Consider the following 21,402-nt stretch of genomic DNA (forward strand, 5'->3'; position numbering starts at 1 on the left):
GACTCCTTATTGAGCGGCGGCTTTACCGGCGGCGCCCTGGGTCATCTGGGCGTTGATCGCCTTCATCTGCTCGGCGCTGACCGGCTTGACCACGCTCCCGGGACGGGCCTTCATCAGCCCCTCGACGATGAAGCGGTCGCCGGCCTGCAGGCCGCTCTCGACGATGATGCCGCTGCTGACAGTCGGGCCCAGCTTGACCGGACGCGGGCTGACCTTGTCGTCGCCGTCGACCACCATCACCAGACGATCGGCCTGGGACTGGACGATGGCACGCGGCGGCACCACGATGGCGTCTTTACGGGTACCCAGATCGATGGTCATGCGCACGAACTGGCCGGGCAGCAGGGCGCCGTCCTGGTTGTCGAAGATGGCGCGGGCACGGATGGTGCCGGTGGCCGGGTCGACCCGGTTGTCGGAGAAGTTGAGCTTGCCCGCCTCGGGGTAGGTGCTGCCATCGGCCAGCTGGATATGGGTGCGCCAGTCGGTGGCACCCTTGGTTTCAATCTTGCCGCTCTTGACCGACTTTTCGAAGTTGAGACGGTCCTGCTCCGAGTAGGAGAAGTTGACGTAGAGGGGGTTGTACTGGGTGATGGTGGTGAGCAGGCTGCTGTTGCCGCCGGTGGCGATGAGGCTCCCCTCGGACTGGGAGCTCTTGCTCGCCATGCCGCCGATGGGGGCGGTCACCTTGGTGTAACCCAGGTTGATGGCCGCCTCTTTCACCTTGGCCTCGGCAGACTGGTAGCTGGCCACGCTCGCCTCGTAGTTGGCGATGGCATCGTCATAGTCTTTGCGGCTCACCACCTGCTTCTTGAACAGGGGAATGATACGGTCCCGATCTGCCTTGGCTTTGTTGAGACGGGCTTGCTCCTGGGCCAGGGTTCCCTTGGCCTGCTCCAGGGCGACCTGGTAGGGCTCGGGGTCGATCTGGAACAGTTCCTGGCCGGCGCTGACCGGCTGACCCTCCACATAGGTGCGCTTGAGCAGGATGCCACTCACCCGGGCGCGCACCTCAATCTCGCGATAGCCGGCGGTCTCCCCCACCATCTCGGTGGTGAGCGGAACGTCCGTCGGGGTGGCGGTTTGCACGACCACGGGGACGGCGGGGATGGCTTGCGCCTTCTGCTCTCCCTTGTCGCCGCAACCCGAGAGCAGGATGCCGAGAGAGAGCGCAACCAGGCTCTTGATGAAATAATGGTCCCTGTGCACAGAACTGTTCATGTGACTACCTCTAACTGAAAAAGTCCCCTCCGGGACGGCAATCCGATCGTTGTTTTAGCTGTACCGATGCAACCAAAAGGACAAGCTGGATTCATTGTGACTTAATCGGGGATTAAGCCCAGGCTAAGCATGGTATGGGTAGAAACTGAACCCAACCTGTTTCACCTTCAAACTGTTAACGGCATAACGTTTTCCTGATGAATGTGGTATATGTGTCGGGTCCAAAAGCATCCTATCGGTTTGGGTGCCAATATAACGAGGAGTGAGTCGCAGTGATAGACAAACTGGCCTGGGTATATGTACGCGAAGGGCGCTTGCTCTGTGTGCGCTCCCACAACAAGTCTCTTTTCTACCTGCCCGGCGGCAAGCGCGATCCCGGTGAGAGCGACCAGGAGGCCCTCTGTCGCGAGGTAGCCGAAGAGCTGAGCGTGGTCCTGGTTCCCGAGACGCTAAGCCCCGCCGGTCTGTTCGAGGCGCAGGCCGACGGCAAGCCGGTGGGCACCCTGGTGCGTCTTACCTGTTATCGGGCCGATTACAGTGGCACCCTGGCGCCGGCGAGCGAGATAGCCGAATTGGCCTGGCTCGGGTGGGACGATCTGCCCCGCTGCTCGGTGGCGGCGCGTCTGGTGATGGAGGCGCTCAGGGAGCAGGGGGCATTGGCCTCCTGACCATGACGACAGAGGGGAGCCGGGCTCCCCTCTGTCGCATTTTCGTCTCCACGCTAGCACCTCTTTTCACCGCCTGGGTGACCACCCCCTCGCCGCGCGACGCCCTGCTTCGGGCCCTGCCCCACCATTGCAGACCCTCTCACTCGGGTGTTTAACCCCGTCACCTGATGCGGATCTACCGCACTTTTATTAGCCATTTCATCAGTAGTGGAATCTCGCGCAGGATCACGGCCCGCACAGAGCCCGCTGGATAAAATGACGGCAGGCTTGTCCTACACAGATACCTACAGCGGGAATAATAACGATGAAATTTAGCAAGCACCGGGCGACATGGTTAGTCATGCCGCTTGTCGGGGTGCTCGTCTCTTGTGGCGGCGAGGGGGATCAGGCACCCCAGCCACAGACCAGGGAGGTCGAGCTTCGGATCATCGACGGCTACCTGCATCGGGCCAGCGTCTGGCTCGATAGCAATGGTAACGGCAAGATAGATCCGGGGGAGCCCCAAACCCGGAGTGATGAGCAGGGGCGTGCCCGGCTCTCCATGCCGGCGCAGGCGGTGGGCATGGTGATGGCCAGAGCCATCGCCGGTCAGACCCGGGATCTCGACGAACCGGATCGCACCGTCGCGCGCGACTTTCTGATGATGGCACCGGCGGATTCCCGTCTGGTGACCCCCTTTACCACCTATCTTGCCCTGCAGCAGCGGGAGGGGCGCTCACCCGAGGAGGCGCTCTCCCGACTACGCCATGAGCTGACCCAGCCCAGTCTCGACCCGACGCAGGATTACGTGGCCAGGCCCGAGCCGGTGATCGCCGCCTCGGCGCGCGCCCTGGCACAGCTGCTACCGGCAACGGCGCAGCAGCTGACCGAGCAGGGGGGAATGCTCCTGAGCCAGGGGGCCAGTGCGATCGGCGCCGATCTGCTCAATCAGCAACAGAGCGGACAGTCCATCGTCACCGGCCACTGGCATTTCACCGTGCAGGAGGGGGCTCCGGTATTGGGGGCCAGGGATCGCGACGGTGATGGTACTCTGGATGCCGATGACGCCTTCCCGGACGACAAGTCCGAGTCGCAAGACAGCGACAAGGATGGCATCGGCGATAACGCCGACCCGGATGACGACAACGACGGCTGGCCGGATGCCGACGAGCTGCGTCTGGGTAGCGACCCCTTAAGCGCCACCAGTCAACCCGCCGATCGGGACGGGGACAAGATAGCCGACGCGCAAGACCCCGATCGTGACGGCGATGGTGTCAACAACGAGGCCGACGCCTTCCCGGACGACAAGTCAGAGTCGCAAGACAGCGACAAGGATGGCATCGGCGATAACGCCGACCCGGACGACGACAACGACGGCTGGTTGGATGCCGACGAGCTGCGTCTGGGTAGCGACCCCTTAAGCGCCACCAGCCACCCCGCCGAGCAGGGTGGGAACAACAATGGTGTCGATCCCTTGCCAGACGAGACAGGGCAAAGCCAGCTGCCGGATCAGGATGGCGACGGCGTCCCCGATCAACAGGACGCCTTCCCGCTGGATCGCTTCGAGACCCGCGACAGCAATGGGGATGGTTGGGGAGACAGGGCCTCCAGCGACGATGATGGGGACGGCATCCCCGACAGCCAGGATCCGACCCCGACTGGCAGCACGGCGCAGGTCCCGCACTACGACGAGGCGGTGATCCACTATCGCCGGGTCGATGGCAACTACGACGGCTGGGGCATCCATCTGTGGAACGATCCCCGCTGTGACAGTGTGGTGACCAGCACCGGCTGGGCCCAGCCCCAGGCACCCGTCGGCGGTGCCGGGCCCGATGGCATCGCGTTTCGGATCCCCATCAAGCCCGGGCACGGTGCCTGCGTGAACTTCCTCATCCACAAGGGGGAGGTTCGGGCCTGGGGCGGCGACGGCAACCTGGATCTGAGTCGGGGCAACGTCGCCTACACCTTCGATGGCAATCCGAGTCTCTACTATCAGCCCCAACGTGAGCTCCCTGTGGCCGTGACGGGGGCCGCTGCCCACTGGCTCTCTCTCGATACCCTGGCCTGGAGCGCCCCCCCTGGCGCCGACCATTACGAGCTCTGGGCCGGAGAGGGGGAGCTGGCTCAGCCCGAGCGCTTCCAGCGCCTTGTGCTCGGCGCCGGCGGACAACTCACGGATGAGCGCTTCCCCCACCTCAAGGGGCGCTCGCGCTTTACCCTGAGTGCAACGGCGGAGCAGGCCAGGGCCATGCTCAAGCAGTCCCTGCTGGCGGTGGCGGTCGATGCCGAGGGCAAGGCCATGGCGGCGACCCAGGTGCAGACCCCCTTCGTCATCGATGCCCTCTACACCCGGGGCGATAACGATGCCGATGAGGCCCGGCTGGGGGCCTGGATGGAGGGGGGGGCATCCCACTTCCGCCTCTGGGCACCCACCGCCCGCAAGGTGGCACTCTACCTCTACGACGCGCAAAAACGCCCCTTGCCCCAATCCCCGGTCGCCATGACCGAGGACGCCGGCAGTGGCATCTGGGCGTTCGATGGCGCCGCCAGCCTGGAGGGGAGCTTCTATCGCTATGAGATAGAGGCGTACCACTACAAGAGCGGCAAACTGGAGCGGATGACCACCACGGATCCCTATTCGGTCTCCCTGAGTACCGCCAGCCGTTTCTCGCAGCTGGTGGATCTGGAAGGAGGGCAGGCCAAGCCGGTCGGTTGGGATGCGCAGAGCGTGCCCCCCCTGGCCAAGCCCGAAGACAGCATCATCTACGAGCTGCATATCCGCGACTTCAGCAATTCCGACAAGGGGGGGACGCCTTCCTATAACGGCAAGTACCTTGCCTTCACGGAAGGGGCGCGCGCCAGCGTGCAGCACCTCAAGCTGCTGCGGGAGGCCGGGCTCAACACCATCCACCTGCTGCCGAGCTTCGATCTCTCCTCAGTGGAGGAGGAGGCCGCCCGGCGCATGGATCTCGACGACGATGTGAGCAAGCTCTGCGACCCGGCCAAGGGACTCAATCCCAAGGCAGCCCTCTGCGCCAGGGCCGGTAGCGGTACCCTGCGCAGCCTGCTGGAGGGGCTCGATCCCGCCAGCGGCGATGTCCAGGCACTGCTTGCGGAGATCCGCCCGAGAGATGGCTTCAATTGGGGATACGATCCCTACCACTACAACGCCCCCGAGGGGAGCTATGCGGTCGAGAGCGACGGCCTGCCCCGGATCCGCGAATACCGCAGCATGGTGCAGGCCCTGCACCAGATGGGCTTTCGGGTGGTGCAGGATGTGGTCTTCAACCACACCAGCTCCTCGAGCCTCTATAACACCTCAGTGCTCGACAAGGTGGTACCCGGTTACTACCACAGGCGTAACCCGGACAACGGCCTGGTAGAGAGCTCCACCTGCTGCGACAACACCGCCTCCGAGCACCGCATGTTCGAGAAGCTGGTGGCCGACAGCCTGGTCTCCTGGGCAACGGAGTACAAGATCGACGGCTTTCGTTTCGATCTCATGGGCCACCTGATGAAGTCGAGCGTGGTCAAGGCGTTCGATGCGGTGAAACGGGTCGACGGCGACACCTGGTTCTACGGGGAGGGGTGGGACTTTGGCGAGGTGCAAAACAATGCCCGCGGCGTCAACTCGAGCCAGTGGAACATGGCCGGCACCGGCATCGGCACCTATAACGACCGGCTGCGCGATGCGGTGCGCGGGGATCACTCCGATCCCATGAACGGCACGCCGGGCCTCGCCAACGCCGGCGATCGCTTCGATGCCATGGGCAACAAGATGGATCTCATCCGCCTCGGCATGGCGGCCAACCTGCAAACCTATCCCCTGCCCACCGATGGCGGCACAGTACTGGGCCGTGACTACCAGTTTGGTGGCCACGGGGCCGGTTATGCGGCCGATCCCCAGGAGACGGTCAACTATGTCTCCAAACACGACAACCAGACCCTGTGGGACATCAACCAGTACAAGGCCAAGGGGGAGGTATCACCCCAGGACCGGGCCCGCATGCAGATAGTGGGGCTCGCCCCCGTGTTGCTGGGCCAGGGGGTGCCCTTCCTGCACATGGGCTCTGAGCTGCTGCGATCCAAATCCATGGAGCGCGACAGCTACGACTCGGGCGACTGGTTTAACCGGGTCTACTTCAGCAAGCAGGGCAACAACTGGAACGTCGGCCTGCCCCGTCAGGACAAGGACGGCAGCAACTGGGAGTGGATTGGCCGGATCATCGCCAACCCCAACACCCGGGTCGGCCCGGCCGAGATCGCCTGGAGCGACGCCCGTTTCCGGGAGCTGCTTGCTATCCGCGCCGGCAGCGAACTGTTGCGCCTCGGCGAGACGGATCAGATCCTCAAGCGGGTGCGCTTCCACGCCATCGGCAGCCAGGCCCGCCCCGGCACCATCGTCATGACGGTGGATGACGGGGTGGCGGCCGGTGCGGATCTCGATCCCGCCAATCAGGCGCTGGCGGTAGCCATCAACGGCAGCATCTGGGAGCAACGGGTCCCCATTCCCGGTGCCGATGGGTTCGTCCTGCACCCTGTGCTGGCGGCCGGTGGCGACGAGCGGCTGCATGCCGCCCGGGTCGAGAAGGGAGAGCTGGTGATCCCGGGTCTGAGCGTCGTGGTCTTTGCCAAGCCCCAGCAGGGTGAGCAAGGGGCCGGCATGGATGTGGGCGGCGAGCCCCTCTTCCTGCGTGGCTCCTTTAGCAAGACCCCCTGGGATGCCTCGACCCCCATGATCTACAAGGGCGCGGGCGTCTATGAGTCGAGCCTCACGCTGGCGGCAGGTTCCCACGAGCTCAAGGTGGCCAGCGGCGACTGGGATCCCCAGTTCGGTGCCGGCAACCTGATCGCCGGTTTCGGGTCTTTGCCGTGGCGCAACGTGAGCGGCAATGTGCAGATCGAGGCGCCGGCGAGCGGTACCTACCGCTTCACGCTGAGTCTCGCCAACCCGGCCCAACCCAGGCTCACTATCACAGCCCCCGATGCGCCGCCTCTGGTACCGCCCCCCTACGGGGACGAGGCCCTCTACCTGCGCGGTACCCTCACCGACTGGCAGTCTGGCGCCGCGCTCACCTATGTGGGCAACGGTAAATATGGCGCCAGCGTCTACCTGCAGCCGGGGGAGTATCGCTTCAAGATCGCCTCCGATGACTGGACCCGGGTCCGCCTCCAGTTCGGGGATCTGAGTGCACCCGAGGGGGGACTGACCCTGCTGGACGCTGGCGACGACGGCCAGATCCTGATCCGGGTGACCGGCGCCGGCCTCTACCGATTCGTGCTCGATGCCCATGATCCGCAGAGCAAGACGCTGTCGGTGACCACGGACGCGTCGCCGACGCCGGCCAACGGGGTCATGATGCAGTACTTCCACTGGTACAACACCCAGGAGGATAACCTCTGGCTCAAGGTGGCGGATGAGGCGTCGACCCTGGCCGCCAAGGGCGTCACCGCGCTCTGGCTGCCGCCGGCGAGCAAGGCGATGATCCGCCCCGACGGCTCACTGGATGTGGGCTACGCCACTTACGATCTCTACGATCTGGGGGAGTTCAACCAGCAGGGGTCGGTGCGTACCCGCTACGGTGACAAGGAGCAGTATCTCGCCGCCATCGAGCGCGCCCACCGGGCCGGGATCCAGGTCTATGGGGACGTGGTACTCAATCACAAGTTCGGCGCCGATCAGACCGAGACCGTCACCGCCGTGCGGGTGGAGGGGAGCAATCGCAACCAGGAGTACGGCAGCGATGGCGAGATCAGCGCCTGGACCCGCTTCGACTTCCCGGGCCGTGGTGACACCTATTCCGATTTCAAGTGGCGCTGGTACCACTTCGACGGAGTGGACTGGGATGCCGGCAAGCAGGAGAAGGCCATCTTCAAGTTCCGCGGTCTCGGCAAGGGGTGGGATGGGGAGGTGAGCGGCGAGTTTGGCAACTACGACTACCTGATGGGGGCCGATCTCGACATGGATCACCCCGAAGTGGTCGAGGAGCTCAAGCGCTGGGGCCGCTGGTATGTCAATACCGCCTCCCTCGATGGATTCCGGCTCGATGCGGTCAAGCACATCAAGGCGAGCTTCTTCAAGGAGTGGCTCGACGGGGTGCGCGGCAGCACCGGCAAGGGGCTCTTCACGGTCGGCGAGTATTGGGACTACGACAGGGCCAAGCTACAGGGGTATCTCAAGGCCACCGGCTATCGCATGGCCCTGTTCGATGCCCCCCTGCACCTGAACTTCCACAACGCCTCCCGGGGCAACGGCGACTTCGACATGGGCAGCCTGCTCAATGGCACCCTGATGCAGTCCAACCCGGCCCATGCGGTGACCCTGGTGGAGAACCACGACACCCAGCCGCTGCAGATGCTCGAGTCGCCGGTGCTGGACTGGTTCAAGCCGCTCGCCTACTCCTTCATCCTGCTGCGCCAGGAGGGGTATCCCAACCTCTTCTACGCCGACTACTACGGCGCCAGCTACCGAGACAAGGGGCGGGACGGGCAGGAGCACGACATCCGCATCGCCTCCCAGCAGGGGGTGATCGACACCCTCTTGCAGGTGCGCCGCGACCAGGCCTATGGCACCCAGCGCAGCTATCTCAACGATCGGGATGTGATCGGCTGGACCCGTGAGGGGGACAGCGCCCACCCGAGGGGGGTGGCCGTGCTCATGACCGACAACGGCTATGAGGGTCGCAAATGGATGGAGATGGGGCCCGCTCATCGCAACCGCTGCTTCCAGGATGTCACCGGTCACTATGGTGACAGGGTCTGCGCCAACGGTGACGGCTGGGCCGAGTTCAAGACCAAGCCGGGCGCCGTCTCGGTCTGGGTGGGGGAGGCCCCTTAAGAGGAGGCGTAACGAGAGGGGGAGCCGATGGCTCCCCCTCTTTCATGGACAGGATCAGGCGAAGCTGGCCCAGATCGGGGCGTGATCCGAGGGTTTCTCGATGCCGCGCAGCTCGTAGTCGATCCCCACCTCGGTGACCGAATCCTTGAGGGCGTCGGAGGCCATGATGAGGTCGATGCGCAGACCCCGATTTTCGTCAAAGCCCCTGGAGCGGTAGTCAAACCAGGAGAAGCGTTCGCACTCGTCGGGGTGGGCGGCGCGGAAGGTGTCGGTGAGGCCGAACCCTTTCAGACGCTCCATCCACTCGCGCTCGATGGGCAGGAAGGAGCACTTGCCGTCCCGCAGCCAGCGCTTGCGATTGGCCTCGCCGATACCGATGTCGCGATCGGTGGGGGAGATATTCATATCCCCGATCAGCACCAACTGATCGCTCGGGGAGTGGTGGGTTTCGAGATAGTGCTGCAAGTCTTCATAGAACTTCTGCTTGGCCGGGAACTTGGTCTCGTGATCCTGGCTCTCGCCCTGCGGGAAGTAGCCGTTCATCACCTTGATGACGCCGCCACCCTCGCGCTCGAAGGTGGCCATGATCATGCGGCGCTGGGCCTCTTCGTCGTCGCCGGGGAAGCCCTTCTCCACTGTCAGGGGCTTTTGCTTGCTCATGATGGCGACCCCGTAGTGGGCCTTCTGGCCGTGAAACGCCACGTGATAGCCCATGGCCTCGACCTCGGCCAGCGGGAAGGCCTCGTCGTGGACCTTGATCTCCTGCAGGCCGATGACGTCCGGCTGGTGTTTGTCGATGAGGGCCTGCAACTGATGAAGGCGGGCACGCAGGCCGTTGATATTGAAAGAGACGATCTTCATTGTTGGTATGCTCATGTCGTGGTTTGCCGGTATTGGACTCGGAATCCGGTCGCGATGCAAGGCGTCAGCTTACCTCTCGCCAGCCCGGGCCCGAAGGCGGCCTGATGTGGGGCTCTCGCCTGGTGGCGGCGCCCCCGCGCCTGCGTCGGGTGGGGCCTAGCCTATGTGGCCGAACTCCTGGCGCAGCTTGCGAAAGCGATCCTGCTGGGCGGGGTTGAGGGGGATCCCCTCTAGCATGCCAATGGTGTTGCGGCACTCGTCACCGTATTCGCCGTTCTTGCGATCCTTGGCGATGAGCTGCAAGAGCACCTGGATCTTGTTAAGGGCCGCCCCCGTGTTGGCCGGGGTGCGGCGCAGTGCCTCGCGAAAATGGCCGAGCGCCTGCTCCAGTTCACCCGCCTGATAGGCCTTGATGCCGAGTTCGTTGAGCTGCTGGTAGCGCAGACGCCGCTCCTGCACCGTCTTGTCGTCACGGGTGGCGTTGATACAGGTGGTCAGCAGCTTGTCCTCGTCCTCCGAGAGCAGTCCCTGCAGGGTCTCGGCGTACTCAAACTCGCCGAGTTGGTAGAGGCCGAGCAGGGTCTCGCCGAGCAGGGCGGGGGGCATGGTCTCGGGCTTGTCGAGCCAGTTCTGGTTGGCCCGATAGAGCATCTTCTTGCCCTTGAGCAGCTCCCCTCTGGCTATCTGCACCCGAGCCTGGCAGAGCTGCTCGAAGACAGGGTAGTTGAACTCCCCGTCATTGAGCACATCGCGCAGACGCGACAGGGCGCTGTTGACCTGTTTCTGCAGGTTGGCGATGTGAAAGCTGTCGTTGCTGTTGAGGGCATAGAGGGTGAGGGTCTGGATATAGGCCCCGAGGTAGTGGGGAGTGCGGTGAATCGAGTTGCGGGTCAGCTCGATGAGGTTAAACAGCACGTCCTTGGCGGTGGCATAGTCTCCCTGTTGCAGGCTCATCTCGGCCAGACGTCGGGAGAGGTGGACCGACTGGGGCGACAGGGAGACGGCCTGCTTGAGCTGCTCGAGCGCCTCGCTGCCCCGACCCTGAGCCAGATAGCTCTCGGCCAGGGCATGATAGGCCTCGACCATCAGGGGGGTGAGCTTGAGGCAGGCCTGCAGGTGGCTGCTCGCCTCGTCATTGAGCCCCAACTGGTGGCACGCCTTGCCAAGGCCGAGGCGCAGCCAGCTGTTGTCCTGCTCGGCCAGCTGTTGGCGCAGCAGGCTGCGCGCCTCCTGATGGCGCCCCTGGCGCATCATGGCATCGGCCTGCAGGCAGCAACAGAAGTTGCTGTAGCGGGGGTGATCCTTGGCGCCCTGCTCACAGGCGGCGATGAGCGCCTGATCGTCGCGTTTGGCCAGGGCCTCGTAGAGGGGGGCCAGGGCGCGGCGCCGTGCCAGGGCGCGCTTGAGGCGCATCCGAAACTGCTCCTGCGAGAAGGGCTTCATCAGGTACTCGTCAGGCTCGGATTCGATGGCGCTCAGCACCATGGCCCGACTGGCATCGCTGCTCACCATGATGACCACCGACTGGGGCGGGACAAGGCGTTTCTCGCGCAGGCTCTCGAGGAGTTGGCGGCCATTCTCCCCGGCGCCCAGATCGTAGTCGATGAGATAGATGTCGAAAGGCTGCTTGCCGCACAGGCGGCGGGCCTCTTCCGCCGAATAGGCGTAGGCGATGCGATGGATGCCGGCGTTGAGGAGCATCGCCTTCATCATGATATGGAAGGAGCGCTGTTCATCCACCAGCAGCAGGTGCAAATCACGATCGGGGCGAGGCTGTGTCGACATAGGGCAAGGATACCGGGTTACATAGAGTGAGTGTGCCAGCAAAGGTGCCCAGCGGCAAATAACCCGGGCCAAGGTCATTTGTCACATTTCTGTGGTATCGCACAATAGCTGGGTTATGCTGTGCTGCGACCAGGAAAGGTGAGAAAAAACAAAATGAAAGGAAGCATTAAGGCGGCAATGCTGAGTGTATTGCTGATCCCCGCCGTTCACGCCGAGGGGAGCCCGGCAGGACGCCCTCTGCCCCTCGTCTCGGTGGTGGAGGTGCAAGAGTCCCAGACGCAGGCCCGTATCGAGCTGCTCGGGCTGCTCAAGGCCAATCGCTCCGTGGATATCGGCTCCCGGGTCAATGCCCGCATCGAGCGCATGGCGTTTCGGGAGGGGGAGCAGGTGGTAGCCGGCGCCCTGCTGGTGCAGCTCGACGACAGGGTTGAGCGGGCCCGGGTGCGAGAGGCCGAGGCCGAGCTGGCCGATCAGCGCCGTCAGCTTGCCAACAACCAGCGCCTGTTCGAGCGCAAGGCCCTCTCGCGTACCGATCTCGATGCCGCCAGCGCCCAGGTGGCCAAGGCCGAGGCCAAGCTGGAGGCCGCCCGCGCCGAGCTCGACTACCTGACCCTGCGCGCCCCGTTCGCCGGCGTGGTCGGTTTCTCCGACTATCAGGCCGGCGCCCTGGTGCAGGCCGATACCGTGCTCACCACGCTAGATGATCTGGGTACCATGAAGCTCGATCTGCAGGTACCCGAGAAGTACTACGCCCGCCTCAAACTCGGTAGCCGGCTAGAGGCGACCAGCGAAGCCTGGCCGGGAGAGCGCTTTACCGCCACCCTCACCGGCGTCAACACCCGACTCGACCCCGAGACCCTGAGCGCCACGGCGCGCCTGACGCTGCCCAATGCCGATCACCGCCTGCGCCCCGGCATGTTGATGAAGCTGGCGGTCACCCTGCCGGCGGGCACCCATCCCCTCATTCCGAGCCAGGCGCTGCTCTATTCGGGCGCCGAGCGTTACGTCTATGTCTATGATGGCGAGAAGGTGACCCGGCGCGCCGTCGAGGTGGGGGAAAACCTGGGGGAGAGGGTGAGCGTGGTGGCCGGCCTCAAGGCGGGGGAGAAGATAGTCGAGAAGGGCACGGTGAAGCTCCATGACGGTGCCAGGGTGGAGGTGCGCTGATGAGGCTCTCGGAACTCTCTCTCGAGCGCCCCGTGCTCGCCACCGTCATCAGCCTGATGCTCTGCGTCTTCGGCGTGCTCGCCTTTCGCGCCCTGCCCCTGCGGGAGATGCCCGACACGGCCGCCCCCGTGGTTTCTGTCGAGACGGGTTACGAGGGGGCCTCGGCCTCCGTGGTCGAGTCGCGCATCACCAAGCCACTCGAGGATCAGTTCTCGGGCATCGCCGGCATCAAGGCCATCAGCTCGGACACGGTCGATGGCTTCTCGAGCGTCACCATCGAGTTTGTGCCGGAGCGGGATCTCGATGCGGCCGCCAGCGACGTGCGCGATGCCGTGGCCCGGGCCGCCTGGGTGCTGCCCCGGGAGGCAGATACCCCCGTGGTCAGCAAGGCCGATGCCAATGACGAGGTGATCCTCTGGGTGACCCTGAGATCCAGCCACATGGACAGCGTGGCCCTGAACGATTACGCCAAGCGCACCCTGATCGATCGCCTGAGTCTGGTGGACGGGGTGAGCCAGGTCTTCCTCGGTGGCGGCCAGGAGCGGGTGATGAACGTGCGCATCGACCCCATCGCCATGGCGGCGCGCGGGATCACGGTGAGTGACATCATAGCGGCCCTCGAGCGAGAAAACGTGGAGTTGCCCGCCGGGGAACTCAAGAACAACCAGCAGACCTTCACCGCACGGATCCGGCGCAGCTACAGCCAGGAGCGGGACTTTCGCTATCTGGTGATAAAGCGCGAACCAAACGGTGCCGTGGTACGCCTGCAGGAGGTGGCCAAGGTGTGGGCCGGCGCCAAGCAGGAGGAGAGCCTGTTCAAGGCGAGCGGGGTCAACGTGGTGGGGCTGGGGATCATCAAGCAGTCCCAGGCCAATACCCTGGATGTGATCGCCGGCGTCAAGGCGGAGCTCGCCGAGGTGACCCCCTTCCTGCCGGAAGGAACCCGCCTGGTGCCCACCTATGACAGCTCGGTCTTCATCCAGAGTGCCATCGACGAGGTCTACCAGACGCTCGCCATCACGGCGAGCCTGGTGGTGCTCATCATCTATATCTTCCTCGGCCAGGTGCGGGCGACCCTGATCCCGGCCGTCACTGTGCCGGTCTCCCTCATCGCCGCCTTCATGGTGGCCATGGCTTTTGGCTACTCGGTCAACCTCATCACAATGATGGCGCTGATCCTCGCCATCGGACTGGTGGTGGACGACGCCATCGTCGTGCTGGAGAACATCCATCACCACCTGGAGCGGGGGCGCTCCCCCCTGTTGGCCGCCTGGCACGGCACCCGCGAGGTGGGCTTTGCGGTGATCGCCACCACTGCCGTGCTGGTGATGGTGTTTCTGCCCATCGTCTTCATGGGGGGGACCCTGGGGCGCATCTTCACCGAGTTTGCGGTGCTGCTGGCGGCGGCCGTGGCCTTCTCCAGCCTGGTGGCCCTGACCCTCTCTCCGGTGATGGGGGCCAAGCTGCTCAAGCCCCAGGCCAATCCCAACCGCTTCAGCCAGTGGCTCGATGAGCGCTTCGCCGCCATGGAGGCGACCTATGAGGGTTGGCTGCGGCGGGTACTGGCGCACTCGCTCTGGGTGCCCCCCATTCTGCTCCTGTTGCTCGGCGGCTCGGTCTGGCTCTATCAGAAGTTGCCCCAGAGCCTGACGCCCCCCGAGGATCGCGGCGCCATCTTCCTGCTGGTGAAAGGGGCCCCCGGGGCCAGTTACGAGCGAATGAAGTCGTCGATGCTGGCCATCGAGCAGCGACTCCTGCCCATGGTGGGCAAGGGGGATGTGGCCAACATCACGGTGCGAACCCCGGGCTGGGGCGATGGGATCAACTCGGGCATCGTCGTCTTCAACCTGGAGAAGTGGGAGACGGGGCGTCGCCCGGTGCAGGCCATCGTCGCCGAGGTGAGGAGCAAGCTGGCGGACCTGCCCGACGTCATCACCATACCCATACTCCCCTCCAGTATCCGCGGTAGTACCCGGGCGCCGGTCCAGTTTGTGATAGGCGGCGCCGAATACGGGGAGCTCAAGGGGTGGGCCGACCTGCTGGTGGAGAAGGCCAAGGCCAATCCGGGTCTGAGCGATGTGGACATCGACTACGACGAGACCAAGCCCGAGCTTGAGGTAGAGATCGATCAGGAGCGGGCGGCGCGTCTGGGCATCCCGGTGCGCGACATCGCCCAGACCCTGGAGACCCTGCTCGGTGGGCGGCGTACCACCACCTTCGTGGAGCGGGGGGAGGAGTACGACGTCTACCTGCGGGGGCTCGCCGATCGCTTCAACGCCAAGGGGGATCTCGCCTCCATCTATGTCCGTACCCAGGAGGGGAGGCTGGTGAGCCTCGATAACCTGGTACGCTTCACCGAGCAAGGGACGGCCAGCCAGCTCTCTCACTACAATCGCAAGAAGGCGATCACCCTGAGCGCCAACCTGGTGGAAGATTACAGCCTGGGTGAGGCGCTGGCGTTTCTCGAGCAGACGGTGCAACAGGAGTTGCCGCCCTATGCGGTGGTGGACTACAAGGGCGAATCGCTGGAGTACCGCAGTAACCAGGGCAGCGTCATGTTTATCTTCATGCTGGCCCTGGTGGTGGTCTATCTCATCCTGGCAGCCCAGTTCGAGAGCTTCGTCCACCCGTTTATCGTCTTGCTGACCGTGCCGCTCGGATTGGCGGGCGCCTTGCTTGGCCTCTGGTGGTGGGGGATGAGCATCAATCTTTACAGTCAGATTGCCATGATCATGCTCATTGGCCTGGTCACCAAGAACGGCATCCTCATCGTGGAGTTTGCCAACCAGCTGCGCGACCGGGGAGTCTCCTTCGACGAGGCCATCTGCGCCGGTGCGGTGCGGCGCCTTCGCCCGATCCTGATGACTGCCGCCACGACGGTGATCGGGGCCATTCCGCTGCTCATCGGCAGCGGTGCCGGGGCCGAGAGCCGTCAGGCGGTTGGCATAGTGGTCTTCTGCGGTGTCTTGTTGGCCACCCTGCTGACCCTGCTGCTGATCCCCGCCATGTATCGCTTGCTGGCGCGCCATACCCGCTCGCCCGAGTCACAGCGCAGGGAGCTGGAGGCCGCCTTGGCACAGGAGGGGGACACTGCCCATCAGGCGTGCCGCAAAGTGGGTGGGGATGGGATACGCTGATAGATGGGGTGCAAGATGGCCCCCGATGGAGCCATGGGATAAGCTGACCTGTCGGTTGGGGAGACGAGTATGAAATGGTTAGGCTGGATGATGGTGTGGTGTGCGCTCTGGCTGAGTCAGGCCCTGGCGAGCGACACGCTCCTTACCCTGGAGAAACCGGGAGAGCAGCTGCGCTTCGATGAGAGCATGGTCATGGGCCTGCCCCAGTATGAGATCAGGACCCATACCCCCTGGTATCCGGGGGCGCGTACCTTTCGGGGGCCTCTGCTGGCCGATCTGCTGCGTCAGGCCGATGCCAGTGGAAAGATACTCTGGGTGCATGCCCTCAATGACTATATGGCGCAGATCCCCATGAGCGACCTGCAGGCCTATTCGCCCATCCTGGCCCACAGCGTCGACGGTGAGCGGATGTCGGTGCGCGAGCGGGGCCCCTTCATCATCATCTACCCCTTCGATCAGCTGCCCGATCTCAAGAACAAGCGCTACTATGCGCGCTCGGTGTGGCAGGTAAACCGGATCCGGGTGGAGTGACCCATGTCGTTCTGGAGCCTGAGTCCGAGTCGCCGCTTTCTGGCCATCATAGTGGTGGTGTTGGCGGGTGCCCTGGGGGGGATAGGTACGGTGCAGTATCGCCAGTTTGTCGATCTCAACCGTAGCACCAGCCTGGGTAACGACAGCGTGATGTGGAACTACGCCCAGCTCTACAGTGAGTCTCTGCGCCTGCAAAATGCCCTGATGCTCTGGCAACCCGGCAGTGATAGCCAGTTGCAACTGCGCTACGACATCTTCGCCAGTCGGGTCGATCTCGCCTTTACCGGGCGGGATCGCCAGCTGCTCAGCGATTCCCCCCTGTTTCAGGAGGTGGTCCATGTGATGCACGGTTACATGGCGATGGCGGATGTGTGGCTCGGGGTCAAGCCCGAGGCCAGACTCGATCGACGTGCGGTGCAGGAGATGCTGGAGGCCATGCCGAGCATGCTGGAGCGGTTGCAGCCTCTGATGCTGGAGGTCAACCAGAAGGTCACCGAGTTCGATATGGGACGGCGAGAGGCAGTGCGGCGCCAGATCATCACCACCACCCTGATCGCGGCCCTGCAATTTACCCTGGTCTCGCTGTTTGCCATTCTGGCCTGGCGTCAGCAGAAACGTACCGATGAGCAGCACGAGGCGATGCGCCGCCTCAACGAGAGTCTGATCGCCGCCAACCATGCCGCCGAGGCCGGCAACCGGGCCAAGAGCAGCTTCCTGGCCAACATGAGCCACGAGATCCGCACCCCCATGAACGGGGTGATCGGCATGCTCTCTCTGCTGGCCGATGAGCCGTTGCTGCCCCGTCAACGCGACTACCTGAGCACGGCCCGGGAATCGGCCGAACACCTGCTGGAGCTGCTCAACGATATTCTGGATGTCTCCAAGCTCGAGGAGGGGAAGATCCGGCTCGAGTTGGCGCCGGTCGATCTGCATGCCTTGCTCTCGGATCTCTGCGATCTGCTGCGCCCGAGCGGGGAGAAAAAACACCTGACGCTGCAGCGGGTGATCCCGCCTCAGGTGCCGCGCTGGGTGATGGCCGACGGCTTGCGGCTGCGTCAGATCCTGCTCAATCTGCTCTCCAATGCCATCAAGTTCACCCGCGAGGGGGAGGTGATCCTGAGCGTCGATGCCACTCCCGTCGAGGAGGGGCGTTATCACATAGCGGTCGCCATTCGCGACACCGGGATCGGGATTGGCCCGGAGCAGATGGCGCTGCTGTTCCAGCGCTTCAGCCAGGCCGATATCTCTATCACCCGGGAATTTGGCGGCTCGGGCCTGGGGCTTGAGATCTCCCGCAGCCTGGCCCAGCTGATGGGCGGAGAGATCTCGGTCGAGAGTGAGGCGGGCAAGGGGAGCTGCTTTACCCTGATCTGGTGCTGCGAGCCGTGCGCCGCGCCTGCCCCCCCCGTAGCCGAGCCGTCTCCCTCTTCTGACGCCGGTGAAGGGCGGCGCATCCTGCTGGTGGACGATAACCGCACCAACCGGGAAGTGGTGGCTGTGATGCTATCGCGCGCCGGACATCAGGTGCAGGAGGCGAGCCACGGCGAGGAGGCCCTCTCCATGTTGGCCACGACGCCGGTTGACGCCGTGCTGATGGATATGCAGATGCCGGTGATGGACGGGGTGGCGGCGACCAGGGCCATTCGCTCGGCGGCGACACCCTGGGCCGACGTGCCCATCATCGCCGTGACGGCCGATGTCATGGACGATGCGCGCCAACGCTACAAAGAGGCCGGCATGAACGGCTTTTTACCCAAACCGGTAGAGCGCGCCCAGCTGCTCGACGAGGTGAGGCGAGTGGTGACGGCCGGCGATGAACGCCCGGATGGGCGCGTGCTGGTGGTGGATGACAACAGCGTCAACCGGACCGTGGCGGCCCTGATGCTGGAGCGGCTGGGGTGGCAGGCCGATCAGGTGGCCTCGGGTGAAGAGGCGATTGAGGCGTGTCATCATCGTGACTACGCCCTGGTGCTGATGGATCTGCACATGTCCGGCATGGATGGCATCACCACCAGCCGTCAGCTCAGCCTGATGGCGCGGCCACCGGCCTGCATCATTGCTCTGACGGCGGACATGACCCCGGGGCTGGAGCAGACCTGCATCGAGGCGGGCATGAGGGGGCTGCTGCACAAACCCGTCTCGCGAGAGAAGCTGATGCAGGCACTCGAGCAGGCCGGTTGTGCCTGCGCCCGCGAGAGCCTGGTTCAGGCGTAGCCGAGCTCACGGGCGATCCGTGTCGCCTCGCTGGCCACCCACTCGGGGTTGATGGGGCCCCAATCTTCAATCACATAGTGTCCCTGGTTATTGCGCTCCCCCTGCCCCTGATGAAAGAGGCAGACGATATCGAGCTCGGCCAGGGCCGACAGGGTATCCTGAGCGGTGCGTCTGGGCATGCCGGTCGCCTCCATCAGGTCGGGGACGGTGGCGATGCCGCGGCTCACCAGATGTGCCACATAAAGGCGGCGAAAGAAGCTGGTTCTGGTCTTGCTCTGTTTGTCGTCATGCATGAGGGCTGTCTCGAAAGGCCCCTTGCGGGGCCACTGAAGGATCACTCGGCGTTTTCGAAGGCACGCCACAGCCACAGGGCGGCACGTCCCATCACCAGGGCCCAGACCCCGAACCAGAGCCAGCGGAAGAAGCTCCAGGTAGAGGCATCGGCCGTGGCCTCCTGCACCTTGGTGACGTTGGGGAACATGGAGAACATGTTGATGCGCCAGCCATAGGAGGTGATGGTGGCCTGCTTCTTGTCAAACTCCATGGACTTGGCCTTGGCCTGCACATCGGCGGCGTCAAACTTGAAGTAGAAGGGCCAGCCCCAGCCGGTGTCCTCGTTGCGGAACACCCGCACCTTGTCGCCGGCGTTCTCCGTGTAGATGTAGTAGACGTCCGTGGTGGGGCCGTCGGCCGGGTTCTTCTTGCTGATGGGACCATCCTTGTCGGTGCGCTTCACCTCCACCCCTGTGATGGTGGTGATCTGCTTCTCGGGCAGGTAGTAGTCGAGCCAGAGCGCGGAGAGCAGGGCGATGATCCCCAGGGTGATGAAGGCGGGTTTTTCGAATTTGGCTTTCATGGGGCCTCAATGGGTATGTGAGCGTGGCCATACCTTACCCAAGAACGCCTGGTCCGCCCAGTGCGGGATGTGGCAAAAACGTGAAAAAGTCGTTTAAAACAACCCTCTGTGCTCTTTTCGAGGCACCAGAGTGCGGCTGCCTTGCCTCCCTCTGCCGGCGCAGGCATGATGCTGGGTCATTCTCGTCGAGGAACATAGTGTGTCAGCCTGGATTGACCCGGCCATTTTGGCCCTCTTTATCCCCACCTTCTTTTTCGTCTCTGTCACCCCCGGCATGTGCATGACCCTGGCCATGACCCTCGGCATGAGCATTGGGCTGCGCCGGACGCTGCACATGATGTGGGGAGAGCTCATCGGCGTGGCCCTGGTCTCGGTGCTCTCGGTCCTTGGGGTGGCGGCCGTGATGCTCAACTACCCGACCCTGTTCCATCTCTTCAAGTATGTCGGCGGGGCTTATCTGCTCTGGCTCGGCATCCAGCTGTGGCGCTCGCGCGGCAGCATGGCGTTCTCCACCCAGAGTGACGCCCGGGTCTCGACCCCCTGGAGCCTGGCCATGCAGGGATTTGTCACGGCCATCGCCAACCCCAAGGGGTGGGCCTTCATGGTCTCCCTGCTGCCCCCCTTCATCAGCCCGGCTCAGCCTCTGGGCCCGCAAATCACGGCCCTGGTGGCGCTCATCCTGGTCATCGAGTTCAGCTGTCTGGTGCTCTACGCCAGCGGCGGCCGCACCCTGCGTCACTTCCTCGCCAGGAGTGGCAATGTGCGGCTGATGAACCGTATCGCCGGTACCCTGATGATGGGGGTGGGGCTCTGGCTGGCGCTGGGCTGAGACGAGACGGGGCGCATTGCGCCCCGTCTGCTTAGGCGCCGCCGCCGAGCCGTTTGACCCAGGGGTTGGCGGTGATGCCGTGCAGCACCACGCTCAGCACTATGGTGCAGAGCACGGTACTGAGTATGGGGGAGAGCCCCTCGAGCGGGGGCGTGTGCTGCAACACCATGACGGCGAAGACGATGCTGGCGAGGCCGCGCGGACCGAACCAGCCGATGAAAAGGCGCAGACCCGGCCGCAGCGTCGTCCCCCACAGGGCAATCCAGACCGGCACCATGCGCAGCAGGGTCAGGCTGGCCAGGGCATAGCACCAGGGGCGCCAGTCATCGAGCGACAACAGCAGCGGCACTACGGTGGCGCCAAACACCATCCATACCAGCACGGAGAGCAGCTCTCCATACCCCTCGTTGCTCTCCAGATAGGTGTGGCGATGCTCCCCCATGCGCCGGCCGATGAGCAGGCCGCCGACGAAGGCGGCGATAAAGCCGCTGCCACCCAGGCTCTGGGCCAGGGCAAAGCAGAGCAGAGCCAGCCCGGGCAGGGTGAGTTGGCGCCACAGGGGCAGGGTCCAACCGTGGAGAGTGCTCTGGCGCAGCAGATAAACGGTAAAGCGCGCCAGCGCCCAGGCGACCAGCACGCCGATCCCAATCTCTTCCAGCAGCAGGGTGATGGCGAGGGAGGCCGTGCCCTGATGCTGCTCGGTGGGGGCGATGAGGGCGAGCAGCAGGAGCAGCACAGGGACGCAGATGCCGTCGTTGAGCCCGCTCTCCTGATTGAGCCCCTCTCGCACCGGGGCCGGCACCGCCGGGTTGCTCACCACCGCCTTGCCGAGCGCCGCGTCGGTTGGCGCCAGCAGGGTGGCGAGAATGGCGAGCTCGAGCAGGGGGAGCTCGGGGTAGATAAGCAGGCCAAAGAGGGTGCCGGCGATCAGGGTGAGGGGCAGTCCTATCAGCAGTAGTCGCACCGGCAGGCCGCGGTTGGCGGTGAGCACGCGCCAATCGGTGTTGGCGGCGTCGGTGAAGAGCACCACCACCAGGGTGAGCTCGGCGAGCAGCTTGATCCCCTCGCTCTCGACCGACAGGGAGAGCAGCTCGAGGCCGCCGGGCCCAAGTAGCCAGCCGACCAGCATAAACAGCAGCGGACCGCTGACCAGGCGGGACTCGAAGCGTCCGGCCAGCTGGCTGTAGAGCAGCAGGAAGGCGGCGAAGAGGGCGAGATTCTGATACAGGCTGGATGCGTCCATGACGGCTCCTATCCGTGGTTTCTTCTTGAAAAACAGCGGCTTTGATTGCACCAACAGTATAGGAGGCGGGGCAACA

At 64.3% G+C, this 21,402-nt stretch carries 13 protein-coding genes; 7 read left to right on the forward strand and 6 right to left on the reverse strand.

The features are described 5' to 3' along the window. Positions 1-6: 6 nt before the first annotated feature. Positions 7-1,218, reverse strand: coding sequence for an efflux RND transporter periplasmic adaptor subunit (locus BN1121_RS00425; RefSeq protein ID WP_005361752.1), 1,212 nt, complete (start codon positions 1,216-1,218; stop codon positions 7-9). A 272-nt stretch (positions 1,219-1,490) separates the two neighbouring features. Here BN1121_RS00425 and BN1121_RS00430 point away from each other — a divergent pair, with 272 nt between their 5' ends. Next, entirely contained in the window at positions 1,491-1,886 is a 396-nt protein-coding gene (locus tag BN1121_RS00430; RefSeq protein ID WP_005361751.1) for an NUDIX hydrolase, read from the forward strand. 340 nt (positions 1,887-2,226) lie between these two features. Beyond that, positions 2,227-8,703, forward strand: a complete 6,477-nt coding sequence (locus tag BN1121_RS00435; RefSeq protein ID WP_052450247.1) for an alpha-amylase — start codon at positions 2,227-2,229, stop codon at positions 8,701-8,703. A 54-nt stretch (positions 8,704-8,757) separates the two neighbouring features. Here BN1121_RS00435 and xthA read toward each other — a convergent pair whose 3' ends face one another. Further along, the gene (gene xthA / locus BN1121_RS00440; protein WP_005357313.1) at positions 8,758-9,564 is read right to left on the reverse strand and encodes an exodeoxyribonuclease III; all 807 of its coding nucleotides are present in this window, start codon (positions 9,562-9,564) and stop codon (positions 8,758-8,760) included. A 156-nt stretch (positions 9,565-9,720) separates the two neighbouring features. Further along, positions 9,721-11,349, reverse strand: a complete 1,629-nt coding sequence (locus tag BN1121_RS00445; protein ID WP_005357314.1) for a tetratricopeptide repeat-containing response regulator — start codon at positions 11,347-11,349, stop codon at positions 9,721-9,723. A gap of 153 nt (positions 11,350-11,502) precedes the next feature. On the opposite strand from BN1121_RS00445, the gene BN1121_RS00450 reads away from it, so the two are divergent. From BN1121_RS00450 to BN1121_RS00465, 4 genes are all read left to right on the forward strand, one after another. Then, positions 11,503-12,516, forward strand: coding sequence for an efflux RND transporter periplasmic adaptor subunit (locus BN1121_RS00450; protein ID WP_043157917.1), 1,014 nt, complete (start codon positions 11,503-11,505; stop codon positions 12,514-12,516). Beyond that, positions 12,516-15,653: an efflux RND transporter permease subunit gene (locus tag BN1121_RS00455; RefSeq protein ID WP_005357317.1), complete on the forward strand. Its 3,138-nt coding sequence runs from the start codon at positions 12,516-12,518 to the stop codon at positions 15,651-15,653. The genes BN1121_RS00450 and BN1121_RS00455 overlap by 1 nt, the downstream gene beginning before the upstream one ends. Before the next feature lie 69 nt (positions 15,654-15,722). After that, the gene (locus tag BN1121_RS00460; protein ID WP_005357319.1) at positions 15,723-16,184 is read left to right on the forward strand and encodes a putative pterin-binding protein; all 462 of its coding nucleotides are present in this window, start codon (positions 15,723-15,725) and stop codon (positions 16,182-16,184) included. A 3-nt stretch (positions 16,185-16,187) separates the two neighbouring features. Next, positions 16,188-18,398, forward strand: a complete 2,211-nt coding sequence (locus BN1121_RS00465) for a response regulator (RefSeq protein ID WP_005357322.1) — start codon at positions 16,188-16,190, stop codon at positions 18,396-18,398. Here BN1121_RS00465 and BN1121_RS00470 read toward each other — a convergent pair. Together BN1121_RS00470 and BN1121_RS00475 are read right to left on the reverse strand one after the other, a co-directional pair. After that, on the reverse strand, positions 18,389-18,691 hold the full coding sequence (locus BN1121_RS00470; protein ID WP_005357324.1) for a winged helix-turn-helix domain-containing protein: 303 nt from the start codon (positions 18,689-18,691) through the stop codon (positions 18,389-18,391). The two genes, BN1121_RS00465 and BN1121_RS00470, sit on opposite strands and share 10 nt — an antisense overlap. Before the next feature lie 41 nt (positions 18,692-18,732). Further along, positions 18,733-19,254, reverse strand: a complete 522-nt coding sequence (locus BN1121_RS00475; RefSeq protein WP_005357326.1) for a DUF1523 family protein — start codon at positions 19,252-19,254, stop codon at positions 18,733-18,735. Between the two features lie 199 nt (positions 19,255-19,453). Between BN1121_RS00475 and BN1121_RS00480 the strand changes: the two genes are divergently transcribed. Next, the gene (locus tag BN1121_RS00480; RefSeq protein WP_005357329.1) at positions 19,454-20,083 is read left to right on the forward strand and encodes a LysE family translocator; all 630 of its coding nucleotides are present in this window, start codon (positions 19,454-19,456) and stop codon (positions 20,081-20,083) included. A gap of 31 nt (positions 20,084-20,114) precedes the next feature. Here BN1121_RS00480 and BN1121_RS00485 read toward each other — a convergent pair whose 3' ends face one another. Then, positions 20,115-21,326 (reverse strand): cation:proton antiporter, encoded by a 1,212-nt coding sequence (locus BN1121_RS00485; RefSeq protein ID WP_005357331.1) that lies wholly within the window; start codon positions 21,324-21,326, stop codon positions 20,115-20,117. Between the last annotated feature and the right edge of the window lie 76 nt (positions 21,327-21,402).

Source organism: Aeromonas diversa CDC 2478-85, assembly GCF_000819805.1.
GTDB classification, from domain to species: domain Bacteria; phylum Pseudomonadota; class Gammaproteobacteria; order Enterobacterales; family Aeromonadaceae; genus Aeromonas; species Aeromonas diversa.

Excerpts from the sequence above, each read along its gene's own strand:
- BN1121_RS00445 (WP_005357314.1), bottom strand. The coding sequence starts at position 11,349 with ATGTCGACACAGCCTCGCCCCGATCGTGATTTGCACCTGCTGCTGGTG.
- BN1121_RS00425 (WP_005361752.1), bottom strand. The coding sequence starts at position 1,218 with ATGAACAGTTCTGTGCACAGGGACCATTATTTCATCAAGAGCCTGGTT.
- BN1121_RS00465 (WP_005357322.1), top strand. The coding sequence starts at position 16,188 with ATGTCGTTCTGGAGCCTGAGTCCGAGTCGCCGCTTTCTGGCCATCATA.
- BN1121_RS00470 (WP_005357324.1), bottom strand. The coding sequence starts at position 18,691 with ATGCATGACGACAAACAGAGCAAGACCAGAACCAGCTTCTTTCGCCGC.
- BN1121_RS00455 (WP_005357317.1), top strand. The coding sequence starts at position 12,516 with ATGAGGCTCTCGGAACTCTCTCTCGAGCGCCCCGTGCTCGCCACCGTC.
- BN1121_RS00435 (WP_052450247.1), top strand. The coding sequence starts at position 2,227 with ATGCCGCTTGTCGGGGTGCTCGTCTCTTGTGGCGGCGAGGGGGATCAG.
- BN1121_RS00460 (WP_005357319.1), top strand. The coding sequence starts at position 15,723 with ATGAAATGGTTAGGCTGGATGATGGTGTGGTGTGCGCTCTGGCTGAGT.
- BN1121_RS00475 (WP_005357326.1), bottom strand. The coding sequence starts at position 19,254 with ATGAAAGCCAAATTCGAAAAACCCGCCTTCATCACCCTGGGGATCATC.
- BN1121_RS00485 (WP_005357331.1), bottom strand. The coding sequence starts at position 21,326 with ATGGACGCATCCAGCCTGTATCAGAATCTCGCCCTCTTCGCCGCCTTC.
- BN1121_RS00450 (WP_043157917.1), top strand. The coding sequence starts at position 11,503 with ATGAAAGGAAGCATTAAGGCGGCAATGCTGAGTGTATTGCTGATCCCC.
- xthA (WP_005357313.1), bottom strand. The coding sequence starts at position 9,564 with ATGAAGATCGTCTCTTTCAATATCAACGGCCTGCGTGCCCGCCTTCAT.